At 69.7% G+C, this 16,074-nt stretch carries 12 protein-coding genes; 6 read left to right on the top strand and 6 right to left on the bottom strand.

The window, feature by feature from the left end; all coding sequences use genetic code 11:
- The first annotated feature begins 64 nt into the window (after window positions 1-64).
- The 4 genes from AC1DB8_RS02030 (at window position 65) to AC1DB8_RS02015 (ending at window position 4,138) form a co-directional block, all read left to right on the top strand.
- Complete coding sequence (locus AC1DB8_RS02030; RefSeq protein ID WP_476892046.1) at window positions 65-1,390, top strand: isochorismate synthase; 1,326 nt, start codon at window positions 65-67, stop codon at window positions 1,388-1,390.
- A 243-nt stretch (window positions 1,391-1,633) separates the two neighbouring features.
- Entirely contained in the window at window positions 1,634-2,440 is an 807-nt protein-coding gene (locus tag AC1DB8_RS02025) for an ABC transporter substrate-binding protein (protein WP_441416905.1), read from the top strand.
- A 104-nt stretch (window positions 2,441-2,544) separates the two neighbouring features.
- Window positions 2,545-3,336 carry an amino acid ABC transporter permease gene (locus AC1DB8_RS02020; RefSeq protein WP_056737689.1) on the top strand — a complete coding sequence of 264 codons (792 nt, stop codon included), beginning with the start codon at window positions 2,545-2,547 and terminating at the stop codon, window positions 3,334-3,336.
- A gap of 4 nt (window positions 3,337-3,340) precedes the next feature.
- Entirely contained in the window at window positions 3,341-4,138 is a 798-nt protein-coding gene (locus tag AC1DB8_RS02015) for an amino acid ABC transporter ATP-binding protein (RefSeq protein ID WP_175321393.1), read from the top strand.
- Window positions 4,139-4,238: 100 nt separating this feature from the next.
- Here AC1DB8_RS02015 and AC1DB8_RS02010 read toward each other — a convergent pair whose 3' ends face one another.
- The 6 genes from AC1DB8_RS02010 to AC1DB8_RS01985 all read right to left on the bottom strand — a co-directional run bounded on the left by AC1DB8_RS02010 (window position 4,239) and on the right by AC1DB8_RS01985 (window position 13,595).
- Complete coding sequence (locus AC1DB8_RS02010; protein WP_476892045.1) at window positions 4,239-5,192, bottom strand: hypothetical protein; 954 nt, start codon at window positions 5,190-5,192, stop codon at window positions 4,239-4,241.
- Between the two features lie 214 nt (window positions 5,193-5,406).
- Window positions 5,407-7,110, bottom strand: a complete 1,704-nt coding sequence (gene menD, locus AC1DB8_RS02005; RefSeq protein WP_476892044.1) for a 2-succinyl-5-enolpyruvyl-6-hydroxy-3-cyclohexene-1-carboxylic-acid synthase — start codon at window positions 7,108-7,110, stop codon at window positions 5,407-5,409.
- A 20-nt stretch (window positions 7,111-7,130) separates the two neighbouring features.
- Window positions 7,131-8,882, bottom strand: a complete 1,752-nt coding sequence (gene argS, locus AC1DB8_RS02000) for an arginine--tRNA ligase (protein ID WP_476892043.1) — start codon at window positions 8,880-8,882, stop codon at window positions 7,131-7,133.
- A 139-nt stretch (window positions 8,883-9,021) separates the two neighbouring features.
- On the bottom strand, window positions 9,022-11,112 hold the full coding sequence (locus AC1DB8_RS01995) for a PhoX family protein (RefSeq protein WP_476892042.1): 2,091 nt from the start codon (window positions 11,110-11,112) through the stop codon (window positions 9,022-9,024).
- Between the two features lie 158 nt (window positions 11,113-11,270).
- Window positions 11,271-12,305: an o-succinylbenzoate synthase gene (locus tag AC1DB8_RS01990; RefSeq protein ID WP_476892041.1), complete on the bottom strand. Its 1,035-nt coding sequence runs from the start codon at window positions 12,303-12,305 to the stop codon at window positions 11,271-11,273.
- Window positions 12,306-12,314: 9 nt separating this feature from the next.
- Window positions 12,315-13,595: a glycoside hydrolase family 32 protein gene (locus AC1DB8_RS01985; RefSeq protein ID WP_476892040.1), complete on the bottom strand. Its 1,281-nt coding sequence runs from the start codon at window positions 13,593-13,595 to the stop codon at window positions 12,315-12,317.
- 131 nt (window positions 13,596-13,726) lie between these two features.
- Here AC1DB8_RS01985 and AC1DB8_RS01980 point away from each other — a divergent pair, with 131 nt between their 5' ends.
- Window positions 13,727-14,650 carry a phosphatase PAP2 family protein gene (locus tag AC1DB8_RS01980; RefSeq protein WP_476892039.1) on the top strand — a complete coding sequence of 308 codons (924 nt, stop codon included), beginning with the start codon at window positions 13,727-13,729 and terminating at the stop codon, window positions 14,648-14,650.
- 182 nt (window positions 14,651-14,832) lie between these two features.
- The gene (locus AC1DB8_RS01975; RefSeq protein ID WP_476892038.1) at window positions 14,833-16,071 is read left to right on the top strand and encodes an aminotransferase class I/II-fold pyridoxal phosphate-dependent enzyme; all 1,239 of its coding nucleotides are present in this window, start codon (window positions 14,833-14,835) and stop codon (window positions 16,069-16,071) included.
- Window positions 16,072-16,074: the final 3 nt, after the last annotated feature.

Genomic DNA, 16,074 nt, shown 5'->3' with positions numbered 1-16,074 from the left:
ACGCACCCCCTAACCACGGGCCGGGCCGGGGCGCGGCGCGAGGCGGGAGTAGTGTTATCTCATCATGACGAGCGCGTTCCAGACCAGAATTATCAGGACCCTGACAGTCCCCCTCGATGCCGATTCGTTCCCCGGGGGGCTGCCGTCGTTTCTGGTCCGTGACGACGTACTCTGCTGGACCCGACGCGAGGCCGGCCTGGTCGGCTTCGGCGAGGTGGCCCGGTTCAGCGCCACCGGACCCGAGCGGTTCCTCGAGGCGGACATCTGGTGGCGGCACCTGGTCCTCGAGGCGGACATCACCGACGCCGTCGGCTGCCCCGGCACCGGCCCGGTCGCCTTCGGCTCCTTCGCCTTCTCCAAAGTTTCCGAACACGCCTCCCGGCTGATCGTCCCCGAAATCGCGGTGGGCCTGCGCGACGGGAAAGCCTGGCTCACCCAGCTCACGTTCGACGACGGCGAGCTCACCGAGGCGGGCGCCCGCGCCGCCCTGCGGCGCTGGCTCGACGTGGACGGCGCAGCGGCGCCGGGGCAGACGCCGTCGCGGGAAGCCAAGCTCAGCACCGGGTCCCTCACCGAGGCCGACTGGATGGCCGCCGTTGCCGAGGGCGTCGCCGAAATCCGCACCGGGGCGCTGGAGAAGCTGGTCCTGGCGAGGGACATTGTGGCCACCCTGCCCGACGGCGTGGACGCCGCCGAGATCCTGCGCCAGCTCGCGGTCCGGTACCGCGAATGCTGGACCTATGGCGTGGACGGGCTGGTGGGATCCACCCCCGAAATGCTGATCCAGGTCGAGGGCCGCACGGCTCAGGCGCGCGTCCTGGCCGGGACCCTGGACCGGCGCGACGCCGAGGGGATGGCCGGCTCGCCGATGGAGTTTGCCGAGCGCGTGCTGGCCGGGTCCGAGAAGCAGCGGCATGAGCACGACATTGCCATCCAGTCGCTCACCACGCAGCTGGCACCGTTCTCCGAGGCCATGAACGCGCACAGCGAGCCGTTCATCCTGGAACTGCCGAACGTCTGGCATCTGGCCTCGGACGTGAAGGCCGAACTGACCGAGGTGGAAGGCCATGTGCCCACCTGCCTGGCCCTGATCAACGCCCTGCACCCCACGGCCGCGGTCTGCGGCACCCCCACCACCGTGGCCGGAGCCCTCATCCGCAAACTTGAGCACCTGGACCGCGGCCCGTACGCCGGCCCGGTCGGCTGGCTCGACGCCGCCGGCAACGGCGAGTGGGGCATCGCGCTGCGCGGCGCGGTCATCGAGGGGCCGGACACCGTCCGGCTCTATGCCGGCTGCGGCGTCGTCGAGGGCTCCGTCCCCGAGGCCGAACTGGCAGAGACGTGGGCCAAGTTCCGGCCGATGCTGGAATCCCTCGGCATCAGCAGCTAGCCATCAGCAGCTGGCCCTGGGCCCCGACGGGCCGCTTGGCCCGCTTGGGCCGCCTCGGCGGGGCCGCCCCGGCCCGCGCGGGAATCCGTAATCACAGACAACCGCCGGGTGCGGCCCCTTGATATTTGGCGGCAATTAGTTATCCAATAGTGAAACTAAGTTTCCTGTGATGCACATCTCTTATTCGGCGATAGACTACAAGTCGTTTTGGACTCGCATGCCCCTGCAACAAAAGGTAAAGAAATGCTGATCTCCCGTTCCTTCCTGGCCGGCTCCGCGGCCAAGGCGGCTGCCCTCGTGGCCGTCGGCGCCCTTGCCCTGACCGGCTGCAGCTCTTCCGGCGGCTCGACGACCACCGATTCCGGCGTCAAGCTGATTGAATCCGGCAAGCTCACGGTCTGCTCGGACATCCCCTACGAGCCGTTCGAGTTCGTCAAGGACGGCAAGAACGTCGGCTTCGACATGGATCTGGCATCCGAGATCGCCAAGGATCTCAAGGTTGAGCCCAACGTCCTGACCGTGGCCTTCGAGGGCATCCAGTCGGGCCAGGCCCTGAACACCAACCAGTGCGACGTCGCCATCTCGGGCATCTCCATCACCGATGCTCGCAAGACCGTCATGGACTTCTCCACCCCGTACCTCGACGACGACCTCTCGCTGCTCGTGACCAAGGCGTCCGGGCTCAAGACCCTGGCCGACCTCAAGGGTAAGAAAGTCGGCGTCCAGCAGGGCACCACCGGCGAAGAATACGCCAAGTCCAAGGGTCTGGAGACCATCCAGTACGAGAACACCGGCCTGCTGATCCAGGCGATCAAGACCGGCGGCGTGGACGCTGCCATCAACAACCAGTCCGTTCTGGGCTTCGCCGCCAAGGGCGACAACAGCCTGGTCTTCGCAGAGACCTACAAGACCGGCGAGAAGCTGGGCGTCGCGATCAAGAAGGACAACAAGGCCATGACCGAGTCCGTGGACAAGACGCTCAAGCGCCTTGCCGACGACGGCACCATGACCAAGCTCAAGACCACCTGGTTCGGCGAAGCCGCCAAGTAACCCACCCGCCCGGACCGACCACAGCAGGGCGGTTCCGGATCAGTCGTTGGCTCCGGCCGACTCCTGGCCCGGAACCGCCCCGCAACATGTAAAAGGCAAATCACATGGCAATGACTGTTCGCCAACGGGCCCGCGTCAGCCGGTCCGTTCAGTACGGACTGCTGGCACTCGCCGTCGTCCTGTTCATCCTCTTCGCCGACTGGGCCTCCATCGGCAAGGCGTTCTTCAACTGGGATTCCGCGGTCAAGCAGTTCCCGGAGATCATCACCCTGGCGCTGAAGAACACGCTGATCTACACCGCCCTGAGCTTCGTGGTGGGTCTCTCCGGCGGCCTGCTGCTGGCGCTGATGAAGCTGTCCTCGGTGGCCGTTTGGCGCTGGATCGCCACGCTGTACATCGAGTTCTTCCGCGGCGTCCCGGCCCTGCTGGTCTTCATTGCCTTCGGCTTCGGCATTCCGACGGCGTTCGGCGTTCGCTTCGACATCTACGTCACCGTGATGCTCGCACTGGGCATGGTCGCCGCGGCGTACATCGCCGAAACCCTGCGGGCCGGGCTGCAGGCCGTGCCGAAGGGGCAGCTCGAGGCCGCCCGCTCGCTGGGCATGCCCCACTGGCGCGCCATGGTTTCGATTGTCATCCCGCAGGCGTTCAAGATCGTCCTGCCGCCGCTGACCAACGAGGTCATCCTGCTCACCAAGGACTCCTCCCTGGTCTACCTCCTGGGCCTGGCAGCGTCGCAGTACGAACTCACCAAGTTCGGCCGCGACGGCATCACGCAGCCCAACGCCGGCCTGACCCCGCTGGTGATCGCCGGCGCCTGCTACCTGATCATCACCGTTCCGCTCGGAATTCTGGCCCGCCGCTTTGAATCCCGCACCGCCAAGACGAAGGGCTAGGACCATGACTGAATCAACGTCATCGGCTGCCGCGAAGCAGATCCAGGCCGCCGGGGTCTCCATCAAGGACCTCCGCAAGTCGTACGGCGCCAACGAGGTCCTGAAGGGCATCGACCTCGAGGTCGCTCCCGGCGAAGTCGTGTGCCTGATCGGGCCTTCGGGCTCCGGCAAGTCCACCCTGCTGCGCTGTGTCAACCTGCTGGAGAAGCCCAACGTGGGCACCATCCACGTCGGCGGATTCGAGTCGACCGACCCGGACGTGGACATCGACAAGATGCGCCGCAAGGTCGGCATGGTGTTCCAGCAGTTCAACCTCTTCCCGCACCTGAGCGCGCTGCAGAACTGCACGATCGCGCAGACCAAGGTGCTTAAGCGAAGCCAGGCCGACGCCTCCGACGTGGCCCGGAAGAACCTGGCCCGCGTGGGCCTGGACCACCTCGCGGACAGGTTCCCGGACCAGCTTTCCGGCGGCCAGCAGCAGCGGGTGGCCATTGCACGGGCGCTGAGCATGGACCCCGAACTGATGCTGTTCGACGAGCCCACCTCGGCCCTGGACCCGGAGACCGTGGGCGATGTGCTCGCCGTCATGCGGAACCTGGCCAAGGAAGGCATGACCATGCTGGTGGTGACCCACGAGATGGGCTTCGCCCGCGAAGTCGCCGACCGGGTGGTCTTCATGGACGGCGGCGTTGTGGTGGAGGAAGGCGCAGCCGAGCAGGTCGTCAGTGCCCCCACCCAGCCGCGCACCAAGGAATTCCTCCGGCGCGTGCTCGACCCGACGCACATCGACATCGCGGAGTAAAGCGGCGGAATCCGCTGGGCGACGCGCAAAAGCCCCTGCGCTACCGGAATTCGGTAGCGCAGGGGCTTTTGCGCGTCGTGGGATGGTTTGCGCATCACCTTCAGCATGCGGAGCGCGCACGACGGCGGGGCACGCCGGCGGCTGCCAGCTTTCGTTCCAGCCGGGCTGGCTCCATCAGGTCCGACCAGACCCACCGGACCACGCCGTTTCCCTGTGCCCGGATCCGGTTCTCCCTGTCTTTCTCGGCGACGACGGCCTGCGACGGGGTCCGGCCCAACAGAAACTCGGGCTTGACGTACTTCTCCACGCCGTCGAACTCGCCGGCAACCCGGACTCCGCCCCAGAAGTAGTCCGAGTAGCCCACGAGGCCCGCACCATCGCGAATCGCATACTGGAGTTCCGGCGCCTGGAACCCGGCTATCCGCATGAGCGCCCGGCTATATGATTCGCCTGCGGATCCGGATCTCGGATCCGCAAAATCCAGTCCCTTCAGGATCCGCCGCCGTGCCGCGGCCGAGTAATTTCCCTCGATTCCGGCCGAAAGCTGCTCCTTCGTCAAGGCTGGCAGGCGCTGTTCGACGTCAGGCCTAAGCACGTGGTCAAGCGGCACCACTGCCTCGGCAAACGGTGTAAAGGCGGCAATGTCCAGCACTGTGCGCACCCTTCCGGTCACCAATAGCCCGTCCCGTTCGACGTACTCCAATCCGGCCAGCGGCGCATAGTGCCGCAGCACGCCGGCCCGGGAGCGGCCGCCGTCGTTCTGCAGGGTTAAGGCGTGAACGGGGTGCCGGAGTCCAATAGTCGGAATCCTCCATACTGAAGCGGCGGAATGCCGGGCAAAGATCGTCGGCGCAATAAACGTCTCCGCGGCCGCACTGACCCGGACCCGGTATTGGTCCCAGGGACTCAACGCCCGCCAGGCACCCCCATCAACGTAGACGCCCTGGCGCACCCGGACCAACGCACCCGACCGGCAGCGGCTAGCCAACTCCTTGGGAGCCATTCCCCGCTGGATGTGATCGCGGGTGAGGATCAGCCTGGGCAATTCATTCATGGATCGACGGTCCCAGTCCTGCGGCGGCCGCACCATCCCGCGGCGCCAGCATGTGGACAACACGACGCGCTTCTCGTTCCGCGCTGCGCAAAGCAACTGGCGCTGCTGGTATTCGGGCCTCGCAAGGTATTTCGCGCGTCGCCATGCTCGGTGCGCGTCGCCAGGCTCGGGGCGCCGCGCCGGGCCGACGGCGAGTCGTAGCGAAAACCGGGTGCTACCGGCCCAGGACCCCGGCCACGGCGGCGGAGACGGCAGTGCGGATGCGCCCGTGCAGCTCGCGGAGGCCGTGGCGGTCCGTCCGCACTTCGATGATGCTGCGGCCCACCACGGGCTCCCCGAGTGCCGCCGCAAGGTCCGCCGTCGTACTGACCGCGCGGTGCGCGACCCCGTACGCGGCGGCGAGGGCGGCAAGGTCAACCGTGTGCGGGGTGCCAAAAAGGCGCTCGACGGCGGTGCCGTAGCGCCCGGTCCGTTCGACGGCGCCGTGCTCCAGGAGCCCGAAGATGGCCCCGCCGGCGTCGTTCAGGACCACGATCCGCAGCGCCGGCACGGTCTCCCCCGCGCCCAGCAGCAGCCCGCCGGCGTCGTGCAGGAAGGTCACATCGCCCAGCAGCACGGTGGTTTCCTGCCGGCCGCCGACGGCGATGCCGGTGGCTGTGGCGAGGGTGCCGTCAATCCCGGCCAGGCCCCGGTTGGCGAACACCGTGGCCTGGGGCTCCTGGGGCGGGGCGCCTGCGAGGTCGACGTCGCGGATCCCGTTGGAGGAGCCCAGCACGAGCTGCCCGCGGACGTGTTCCCAGACCAGGGCGCCGACCGCCGGGCCGGTGGCGGCGGGACCGGTGAGCACCAGGTCCAGGGTGTGCTGGGCGGCGGCGCCGGCCAGCAGCCAGGCATCGAGCCAGGACGCCGGGCCCCGGCCGGCGAAGTCGGCCAGGTCGGCGAGGGTCTCCAGCGGCAGTTCGGTGCGGCGGCCGGGCTCGTACCAGGCCACCGGAACGGGCTGGTAGAGGGCGGACGGGACGTCGGCGCGGGCGAGCAGGGCCGACACCGGCCGGGACAGCGTGGGGCGCCCGAACAGTACAACCCGTTCGATCGGCTGGGCGGACTCCGGGCCGAAGTGCTCCAGCAGCAGCCGGTAGGGGCCCACCGCGTTCGGACCAAACCTGGCGTTGGAGGAGGGCTCGGCGAGCAGCGGCAGGCCATGGGCGCGGGCGAACGCCTCGGCGACCGGGCCGGCGTCGTGCCCGGCCAGGACCACGGTGCGCCGCTCGGGCAGCGCCGCGGACGCGGCCGGGAAATCCAGGGCGAGCGGATGCCGCGCGGCCTGGTGGATCCTGCGGCCGGACGCTTCCCCCAGGCCGTCGCCGGCGGCCGGGACCAGCGGGTCACGGAACGCCAGGTTCAGCTGCACCGGCCCGGGCGGGATGTCCTCGAAGGCTCCGGTGGCGGCGCTCAGCGCGGTCTCGACGGCGCGGAGCGGATTGTCGCCCGCGGGCACGTCGGCGGCGAAGCGCACATGCTCGCCGAAGAGGTCCGGCTGGACGGTGGTCTGGTTGGCCCCGGTGCCGCGGAGTTCCTCGGGCCGGTCGGCGGAAAGGACCACCAGGGGCACGGCGGCGTGGTTGGCCTCCATCACGGCCGGCAGCAGGTTCCCGACCGCCGTGCCGGAGGTGGTCAGCACGGCCGCGGGGGCGCCGGTGGACAGGGCCAGGCCCAACGCGGTGAAGCCTGCGTCGCGTTCGTCGATCCGGACCAGCAGCTCCACCCGGCCGGCGGCATCGGCCTCTGCCAGGGCATAGGCCATCGGCGCCGACCGGGACCCCGGGGCCACCACGACGTAGCGCACCCCCGAGCCGATCAGGGCCGCGACGGCCACCCGTGCGGCCTCGACCGCCCCCAGCCCGCCGCCCGCAGGCACGGCCGGTTCCCCGGCCGGGCTCACATGTTCTCCGGCGTCTCGATGCCCAGCAGCTCCAGGCCGCTGGAGAGCCGCCGCAGGACCAGTCCGCACAGGGCCAGCCGCGATTCCCGGACCGTTTCGTCGGCCTTGAGCACGGGGCATTGGTCGTAGAAAGAGGTGAAAAGCTGCGCGAGCTCGAAGAGGTAGGCGCACAGCCGGTGCGGTTCGAGCAGTTCGCCGACTTTCTGCAGCGTCGCGTCGTATTCGAGCAGGTGCAGGGCCAGGGCGCGTTCGGCGGGTTCGACGACGGCGATCGCCGCCGCGGGCGCTGCGGACGCGGCGGCGGCGCCGTCGAGGTGCTGGTCCAGGGCCCCGGCCTTGCGCAGGATCGAGCGGATCCGGGCGGCCGCGTACTGGACGTACGGGCCGGTGTTTCCGGTCAGCGCGAGCATCCGGTCGAAGTCAAAAACGTACTCGGTGTCGTGCCCGGTGGAGAGGTCGGCGTACTTGACGGCGCCGATGCCCACCTGCCGCGCCGTGACCGCCCGTTCGGCGTCGCTGAGCTCGGGCCGGCTGGCGTCGATGACGGCGCGGGCCCGGTCCACGGCCTCCTGCAGCAGCGCCATCAGCTTGACCGGGTTGCCGGCGCGGGACTTGAGGATTTTGCCGTCCTCGCCGAGCACGTTGCCGATCTGGACGTGGGTGGCTTCGACCGTGTCCGGCAGCCAGCCGGCGTCGCGCGCGGTGGCCATAACCATCCGCAGGTGGACGTTCTGCGGCGCGCCCACGACGTACAGCACCCGGTCCGCCTCCAGTTCGCGGACCCGGTACCGGATCGTGGCGAGGTCGGTGGTGCCATAGCCGTAGCCGCCGTCGGACTTGCGGATGATGAGCGGCAGCGGATCGCCGTCCCGCCCGGTGAAGCCGGCCGGGAAGGTGCAGAGCGCGCCCTCGCTGATCCGGGCGATGCCGCGCTCCTCGAGTTCCTGGCACAGCTGTGCCAGGTGCGCGTCGTAGGAGCTTTCGCCGGCAATGTGGTCGTCGGTGAGGCTGATGCCGAGCATCGCGTAGATCGCGTTGAAGTAGCGCTTCGACTGGGCCACGAGCCGTTGCCAGACCGCGAACGTCTCAGGGTCCCCGCCTTGCAGTGCCACCACGCGGAGCCGGGCGCGGGTGGCGAAGCCGTCCGGGTCCGTGGCGGAGGCGTCGAACTTCGCCCGCGCGGCCTGGTAGAAGGCGCTCGGGTCATCGACCAGCAGGGCGGCCTCGGGCGAGTCCTCGCCCACCTCGAGCCAGTGCTCGATCAGCATGCCGAAGGGGGTGCCCCAGTCGCCGATATGGTTCTGCCGGATCACGGTGTGCCCCAGCGCCTCGAGCACGCGCACGATGCTGTCCCCCACCACGGTGGTGCGCAGGTGCCCGACGTGCATTTCCTTGGCCACGTTCGGGGAGGAATAGTCGACGACGACGCGGTGCAGTGGCGCGGGCTGCGCACCCCCGCCGGTGGGGGCCGGAGCGTTGAGCAGCTCCTCGATCCAGGTGCCGTCGAAGGTGAGGTTGATGAAGCCTGGCCCGGAGATCTCCACCAGGCTGCAGACGCCGTCGAGGTCCAGGGCCTCCACGATCCTCGCCGCGGCGTCGCGGGGCGGCAGGCCGACTTTCTTGGCAAGGGCCATGGCGGCGTTGATCTGGATGTCCGCGAACTGCGAGGGCCGGATCACCGGGTCCGTCTGGCGGAACTCCTCGCCGAACGCGTGGGCAATAGCTGCCTGGACTCTGGGGACAACCATTTCGGCCGGATTATTCACACTGTTCAAATTATCAGTTCCCGCCATGCCCGGACGCTCCCGCAGAAGCAACGCGGGGTCACTTCGCGCCCATCAGGCCCCCCGGAATGGGCGCGAAGTGACCCCGCGTTACTTTGAGGGGCTAGTCGTCGGCCCGGAAGACCTGGACGACTGAGGGACGCGGGATCCGGGCCTGGCCGGGCTTCGGCGTCGCACCGGCGGCGACGTAGTCCGGGAAGCGGGAGTTCTGCGCCTCAAAGCTGCCGTCCTCGCCCGGGTGCTGCACGGCGACGAAGACGTGCCGTTCCTCATCGTGGATGATGGGTCCGCAGGTCTCGGCGTCGCGCGGCACGGCAAGGAACTGCTCCACGCGGCCGCGCTCCGCACCGGCCAGGGTGACCTTGAAGAGACCGTCGGCGTAGCCGGTGGTCGAGGGCGCGCCGTCGGTGGAAATCCACAGGTTGCCGACCGAGTCGAAGGCCAGGTTGTCCGGGCAGGAGATCGGCGAGACCTGGCTGGCCGGGAAGCCGGCGAAGTACGCGGACGTGTTCTTGGCCGGATCGCCGCAGACCATCAGCAGGTTCCAGTTGAACTTCGTGGACGTCTGGTCGCCGGTCTCGGTGATTTCCACGATGTGGCCGTCACGGTTCAAGGTGCGCGGGTTGACCTCGGTGGCGCCCTCCTTGCCGGTCTTGCCGCGGTCCGTGTTGTTGGTGCACGCGACGTAGACCTTGCCGGTATGCAGGCTCGGCTGGACGTCCTCGCAGCGGTCCATCTTGGTGGGGCCGACCTTGTCCGCGGCGAGGCGGGTGTAGACCAGGACTTCCTCGACCGACATCCCGGACACCGTGGACTTGCCGCCCACCACCAGCGGGAGCCATTCCCCGGCACCGTCGAAGGCGCCGTCCGCGGGCAGCTTGCCGGAGCCGTCGATCTCGGCCGCCGGGGAGTCGCCGCTGAATTTGGCGACGAAGAGGTCGCCCTCGGAGAGCAGGGCCATGTTGTGCCGGCGGTCGGCCGCGGTCGTCCCGGGACGGTACTTGTCCCTGGAGACGAACTTGTAGAGGTAGTCGAAGCGCTCGTCGTCGCCCATGTAGGCGACGACGTGCCCGGAGGCGGCCACGATCACGTTGGCGCCTTCGTGCTTGAAGCGGCCCATCGCGGAGTGCTTCTTCGGCGTCGACGTCGGGTCCTGCGGGTCCACCTCCACGATCCAGCCGAAGCGGTTGCTTTCGTTGGCGTAGCCGGGGTTGCGGGTATCAAAGCGGGGGTCATCGAGCTCCCACTGGCGGGCCGTGGGCTTGCTGGTCAGGCCGTAGCGCTTGTCCGCGGCGGACGTTCCGGCGGAGACGAAGTAGCCGTTGAAGTTCTCCTCGCCGGAGAGGATGGTGCCCCACGGAGTGGTGCCGCCGGAGCAGTTGCCCAGGGTGCCCTTGATGGTCCGCCCGCCCGGGTCGGCAACGGTGGTGACGAGCGCGGTGCCGGCAGCGGGGCCGGTGAGTTCGTAGCTGGTGTCACTCAGGAAACGGCGGTTCAGCGGGGCGCCCTGGACGTAGCGCCACGGCTGGTTCTTGTTCTTGCGCTCCAGTTCGACGACGGTGAGGCCGTGGGCGGCGCGCCCGATGGCCCGGGTCTCGGCGGCGTCGAAGCCGGCCGGGAGCATGATGCTCTCGTTGGTGTACTCGTGGTTGGTGAAAAGCACGGCACGGCGGCCCTTGGCGTCGAGCGGCAGGATGTCCGTGTAGTCGTTGTTGTAGCCGAACTGGCGGACCTGCGCGGCGGCGCTCTGGCGGTCCACGTCGAAGGCGGGCGAGTCGTTAAAGAGCGGGTCGCCCCAGCGGATGATCGGCTGCCAGCTGAAGCCTGCCGGCACCGTGAACGCGTCGACGGCGGCGTCCACCGGGGCAATGGCGGTGAACTGCAGCTTGGACTTGCCGAAGCCGGACTTGGCGGCCGCGGCCAGGCCGGGGCCACCGGCGGCGGCCGGTTCCGCAGAGGTCACGGCGTTGCCGAAGACGACGGCGAGCGCGCCGGCGGCGCCGAAGCCGAGGGCGGCGCGGCGGGACATCGTGGCGGAGGCAATGTCGCGGAAGTAGCCGTTCGAGCTGCTGTTGCAGACCTCGCCGGAGCAGGCGTTGTCGCACTTGAGTGCACAGGTCACGGGGCTGCGCTTGCCCTTGGTGTGGCCCAGCATGGGCAGCAGGGAGAACTTGCGTCCGGAGGAGACAGACATGGGTGGGACCTTCCAGGGCAGAGGGATGCGTCCCCCCACCCTGCCAGCGCCGGACAACGCGGAGCAGTCCCCAAGGTGAAAATCGGGTGAACGCTCTCGGTTCCCGCGAAGCCCGCCGGTTGCGTCGTAAACGCCCTTTTCGGCGCCGATAAGGGCCGTTACGGAGCAGTCGTTGCTGCCAGGAGGGCGTAGACGCGCCGGAGCCGGTCCAGCCACCAGTCCCTCCGCTCCGGCGCTGCGGCGTATTCCGACAGCAGGCCCGGGTCGACGGCGACGTCGCGGAGGCGGATGGCGCCGTCGTCGGGGACCAGGGAGTCACGGGTGACATCGGCGGCGAGCAGCGACACGGTCCCCAGCCCGCAGGCGTAGGGCAGTTCAGGCAGGGCGGCGGCGAGCGCCAGCCCGGCGCGGATCCCCACGGAGGTGTCCAGGGCGGAGCTGACGACGGCGGGCAGGCCGGCCCGTGCCACGATGTCGAGGGCACGCCGCACTCCCCCCAGGGGTGCCACCTTCACCACAACCAGGTCCGCGGCGCCGGCGCGGGCCACCTTGAGCGGGTCTTCCTCCTTGCGCACGCTCTCGTCCGCGGCGATCAGCACCGGAACGCCGGCGGCCCTGAGCCGGCGGCGCACCTCCGCGAGGCCGGCGATGTCCGGCACCGGCTGCTCGGCATATTCCAGTCCGACGGCGGCCAGCCGGGTCAGTGCCTCGACGGCCGCGGGGACGTCCCAGCCCCCGTTCGCGTCGACCCGGATCGCGGCGTCCGGCAGCGCGGCGCGGACGGCGGCCACCCGGGCGGCGTCTTCGTCGAGCGTCTGGCCGGTCTCGGCGACCTTGACCTTGACGGCGTCCACCCGGCCGAAGCGGGCCAGGATGTCCGGCACCCGGTCGGCAGCGACCGCGGGAACGGTGGCGTTGACCGGGATGCTGTCCCGCAGGGGTTCCGGGAAGCCCTGCCAGCCGGCCTCGACGGCGGCGTAAAGCCAGCGGGAGGCCTCGGCGTCGCCGTACTCGGGGAACGGGCAGAACTCCCCCCAGCCGAGCGGGCCCGGGAGCAGCAGGGCCTCGCGCTCCATGATGCCCCGGAATTTCACCCGCATCGGCAGGGTCACCACCCGGGCCAGGTCCAGGAGCTCCTCCACGCCGCCGGGATTCAGGCCGGAAGGGGTGGGGCGGTCGGCAGTGATGGGCATGGCTGTACTCTACCCGCGGCTCCAGCTGCCGCCCTCGCGCCGGACGGTTCCGGGCTGCTCGAGGTCCCAGACATCGGCAGCCGCCCCGTGCGGCAGTTCCAGGCGCCATTCCTCACCCGGCGCCGGGTAGGCGCGCACCGTCGCCGGAACCGAGCCGTGACGGTAGACCTCTACGATCGATCCGTCCACGAAGATCCGCAGTTCGTCCCCGCCGGCCACGGTGTCCGCGAAGACTGCCCGGACCTGCTCGGTCGAGGCCAGGACCAGCCGGATCCGGCCCTCCCCGCCGGTGACCGCGGTTTCCGTCTGGCCGGGCAGTCGCAGGGTTCCCGCGGCACCCTTGGCGCGCTGGCGGCCCCGGTAGCCGCGCAGCTCCGGTGCCGGTTCGACGGCGAGTGCGTCCCCGTGCACCGCCAGTTGCCGGGGGAAGGTCAGCAGGCCGGCCCAGCCCGCGGCGTCCGCGGCCGGCTGGCCGCGGCCCGTGCGGCCGTCCGGGCCCGACACCTCGTCGGACCAGCCCCACAGCAGGGCACGGTCCGGCAGGGCCAGAATCTGCGGGGCGTAGAAGTCCGGCCCCAGGTCCGCCTTGCCGCCCCGCGCCGGGGTGAAGACCGGCAATCCGCTGGCGGTGTCCTCGGCGAGCGATCCCAGCAGGTAGCCCACGCCGCCGGCATGGTGGCGTTCGTCCGGGGCGGGCCGGAGCGAAGCCATCAGGAGCCAGGTCTCGGCTCCGGAGGAGTCCGGCACGCGGACCAGCTGCGGGCACTCCCAGATTTCGGCCGGCAGGTGCTTGGCGGCCAGGGTGTCCTCGGTGGTGAACCAGATGCCCTCATACCGCCAGTCGTGCAGCTCGTCGGGGCGGTAGAGCAGCACGGCCGCGTGCCCCGAGGCCAGGCCCGCCCCCCGCAGGGCAAAGCGCCGGCCCTGGAAGGTGAAGAAGGACGGACCGCGCACCGCGGTGACGTGGGGATCCGGCGGCACCCGCGCCGCGTTCTGCCCGTCCTGCCGCCAGTCGTCCGTTCCCGGGAGCCGGGGCCGGAGCGCGACCGGGTGTTCCTCCCAGCGGAGCAGGTCCGGGGAACTCAGGTGCCCCCAGCAGACCAGGCGGGGCAGCGCCGAGTCCGGGTTGAACTGGAAGAACACGTGGTACCGGCCGTCGAGGAAACACAGGCCGGCGGGACCGCCGACCCAGCCCTGCGCCGGCCGCGGATGGAAGCGGGGAAAAGCAGCGTCCGGGTGGCGTGCCGCAACCACCGCGGCGGTGGGTCCGCGGCGCTCCTGGTTGTTCATGGCATGACTCTCGTACCGTTCGCGGCGCCGGTCAATCCTCCCCGACACCGCCAGCTTCCCCTCAGAAGCCTCGCAGCGTTCTGTGGGAACCTGTAGGGGTGAGTTTTCGGCAGACACGCAGCATTCAACCCATGTCAGCGGGTGCACCGGACGTGAATCCCGCGCCCGGCCCGGCGCCCCGCGGACCGGGCAGGGCCACCGGATTCCTCTTCCTGCTGGGCACCCTTGGCTGCGTGGCTGCCCTCGCCGCCACCTACTACTTCTTCGTGCGCACCACCACCGGCCAGTTCATCGACGAATCCGCGCTGGTGGAGGCCGTGGAAATCCACGGCGCGGCCGGGAAGGCGAGCAACAAACTCCTGGACTGGCTGCCCGCGCTTTCGGCGCTGATCGCGTCCGTGGTGGTCATCTTCGTGACCGTGGCACGCCGCCGCTGGGCGGCCGCGGGCATCGCCATCGCCGCCGCTGCGGGCGCCAACGTCGCCACCCAGGTCCTGAAGGACCTGGTCCCGGTGCGGCCGTTCCGCGGGATCGAAACACTGGAATTCAATTCCCTTCCGTCCGGACACACCACCCTGGCCGCCTCAGCCGCGGCCGCGGTGTTCCTGATGGTCTCGCCGCGCTGGCGGCCGCTGGCCGGCTTCCTGGGCGGCAGCTTCGCCGTCGCCACCGGGGTCTCCACGCTCATCAACCAGTGGCACCGGCCCGCCGACGTGGTGGCCGCTTTCCTGGTGGTCGGGGTGTTCATGCTGCCGGCTGGCTGGCTGATCATGCGCAAGGGTCCCAGGTGGAACGTGTGGGACGGCTACAACGGTCACTGGGCCTCCGCCCGGCTGTGGGTTGCCGTCCCGGTGCTGGCGGGGCTCACCTCCGCAGCGGTGGCCACGTACTCGCTGCTGAAGATCGCCCCGGGACCGGGGCAGGAGGGCAGCACAACGAACTACTTCTGGGCCGGCACCTCGCTGATCGTCATCACCGGCTACCTCGCCACGGTCGCCGGTGTGTGGCTGTTTGGCCACGCCGCACGACGCCGACGCGCGGCCTCCGGCGCCTGAGCGCCCGCCCCACGCCGGGGGCCGTACCGGCCGGCAGGCCCGGTGCTGCCGCCGTCGTTCCCTTTACAACCGTCCGGGGCAGGCCCAGAATGATCACCTCCGGAGTCTCCACGGGCTCAGCAGCGCCCTGACTCCTTTCGGTTTTGCTTGCCTTCATCCTGCCCAGACCAAGGGGACGCGCCATGAGCTACAGTGATGCATCACCGGCATCCCGGCGGGCCACACGGCTGGCCTCTGTACCCTCCCAACTGCGGATCAACGCCTACCTCACAGGCTCCGTGTACGCCCGGCGCCAGGACGACCCGGGGGTCTGCGACTTCACCTTCGGCAACCCCCACGAGATGCCCGATGAAAGCTACGTGGACGCGCTCCGGGAGGTCATCACCCCGCGCAATGAGAAGTGGTTTGCCTACAAAACCAACGAAACCGCGGCCCGGGCCGCCGCGGCCGACTCGCTGCGGACGCATGTGGGGGTGGACTTCGGAACGGAAGACATCTTCCTTACCACCGGCGGGTTCTCCGCCATCAGCGTGGCCCTGAAAGCCGTCGGCGATCCCGGTGACGAGGTGATCTTCAGCCTGCCGCCGTGGTTCTTCTACGAACCCCTCGCCGTGGAGGCCGGGCTGGTGCGGGTGAAGGTCCCGATCGACGCGGACAGCCTGGACCTGGACCTGGCGGCCATCCGCTCGGCCGTCACGGAGCGCACCCGCGCGGTGATCGTGAACTCCCCGAACAACCCCACCGGACGGATCTATCCGCCGTCCCTCCTGGCGCAGCTGGCTGAGCTGCTGGAGGCCGAGTCGTCCCGCATCGGGCACCGCATCTACCTCGTGTCGGACGAGGCTTACAACCGCATCATCTTCGACGGAGCCCGCTTCCACAGCCCGGCCGAATACTATCCCCACACCCTGCTGGCCTACACCTACGGCAAGACCCATCTGGCCCCGGGGCAGCGGATCGGCTACCTCGCGGTGTCCCCCGCCATGCCGGACAGCGCCGCGTTGCGCGGGGCCATCGCGGCCTTGCAGATGGCCGGCGGCTGGGTCTTTCCGAACGCCGTCATGCAGTACGTCCTGCCGCGGCTTGAGCAGTTTTCAATCGACATCGGCCGGCTCCAGCGCAAGCGGGACGTGTTTGTGGACGCGCTCACCGCGATGGGCTACCGGCTCCGGCCGCCCGAAGGCACGTTCTACCTTTTCGTGCGCACCCCCGGCGGGGGCGACGACGACGCATTCGCCGACGCGCTCGCGGAGGACGGGGTTTTTGTGCTGCCCGGCACGCTGTTCGAGACGCCGGGGTTCTTCCGGATCTCGCTCACCGCGAGCGAGGAAATGATCGAGCGCAGCCTGCCGCTCTTTGCCGCCGCGTTCCGGCGCGCAGGCGGCGCCGGCCCCCTGCCGGCGTCCCCGGCGAGTACCTGACAC

The sequence above is a fragment of the Arthrobacter sp. 10N410 genome, from assembly GCF_056394945.1.
This window is presented reverse-complemented; position numbering and strand designations above follow the sequence as displayed.

Excerpts from the sequence above, each read along its gene's own strand:
- AC1DB8_RS02030 (WP_476892046.1), top strand. The coding sequence starts at position 65 with ATGACGAGCGCGTTCCAGACCAGAATTATCAGGACCCTGACAGTCCCC.
- AC1DB8_RS02025 (WP_441416905.1), top strand. The coding sequence starts at position 1,634 with ATGCTGATCTCCCGTTCCTTCCTGGCCGGCTCCGCGGCCAAGGCGGCT.
- AC1DB8_RS02020 (WP_056737689.1), top strand. The coding sequence starts at position 2,545 with ATGGCAATGACTGTTCGCCAACGGGCCCGCGTCAGCCGGTCCGTTCAG.
- AC1DB8_RS02015 (WP_175321393.1), top strand. The coding sequence starts at position 3,341 with ATGACTGAATCAACGTCATCGGCTGCCGCGAAGCAGATCCAGGCCGCC.
- AC1DB8_RS02010 (WP_476892045.1), bottom strand. The coding sequence starts at position 5,192 with ATGAATGAATTGCCCAGGCTGATCCTCACCCGCGATCACATCCAGCGG.
- argS (WP_476892043.1), bottom strand. The coding sequence starts at position 8,882 with ATGGTTGTCCCCAGAGTCCAGGCAGCTATTGCCCACGCGTTCGGCGAG.
- AC1DB8_RS01995 (WP_476892042.1), bottom strand. The coding sequence starts at position 11,112 with ATGTCTGTCTCCTCCGGACGCAAGTTCTCCCTGCTGCCCATGCTGGGC.
- AC1DB8_RS01990 (WP_476892041.1), bottom strand. The coding sequence starts at position 12,305 with ATGCCCATCACTGCCGACCGCCCCACCCCTTCCGGCCTGAATCCCGGC.
- AC1DB8_RS01985 (WP_476892040.1), bottom strand. The coding sequence starts at position 13,595 with ATGAACAACCAGGAGCGCCGCGGACCCACCGCCGCGGTGGTTGCGGCA.
- AC1DB8_RS01980 (WP_476892039.1), top strand. The coding sequence starts at position 13,727 with ATGTCAGCGGGTGCACCGGACGTGAATCCCGCGCCCGGCCCGGCGCCC.
- AC1DB8_RS01975 (WP_476892038.1), top strand. The coding sequence starts at position 14,833 with ATGAGCTACAGTGATGCATCACCGGCATCCCGGCGGGCCACACGGCTG.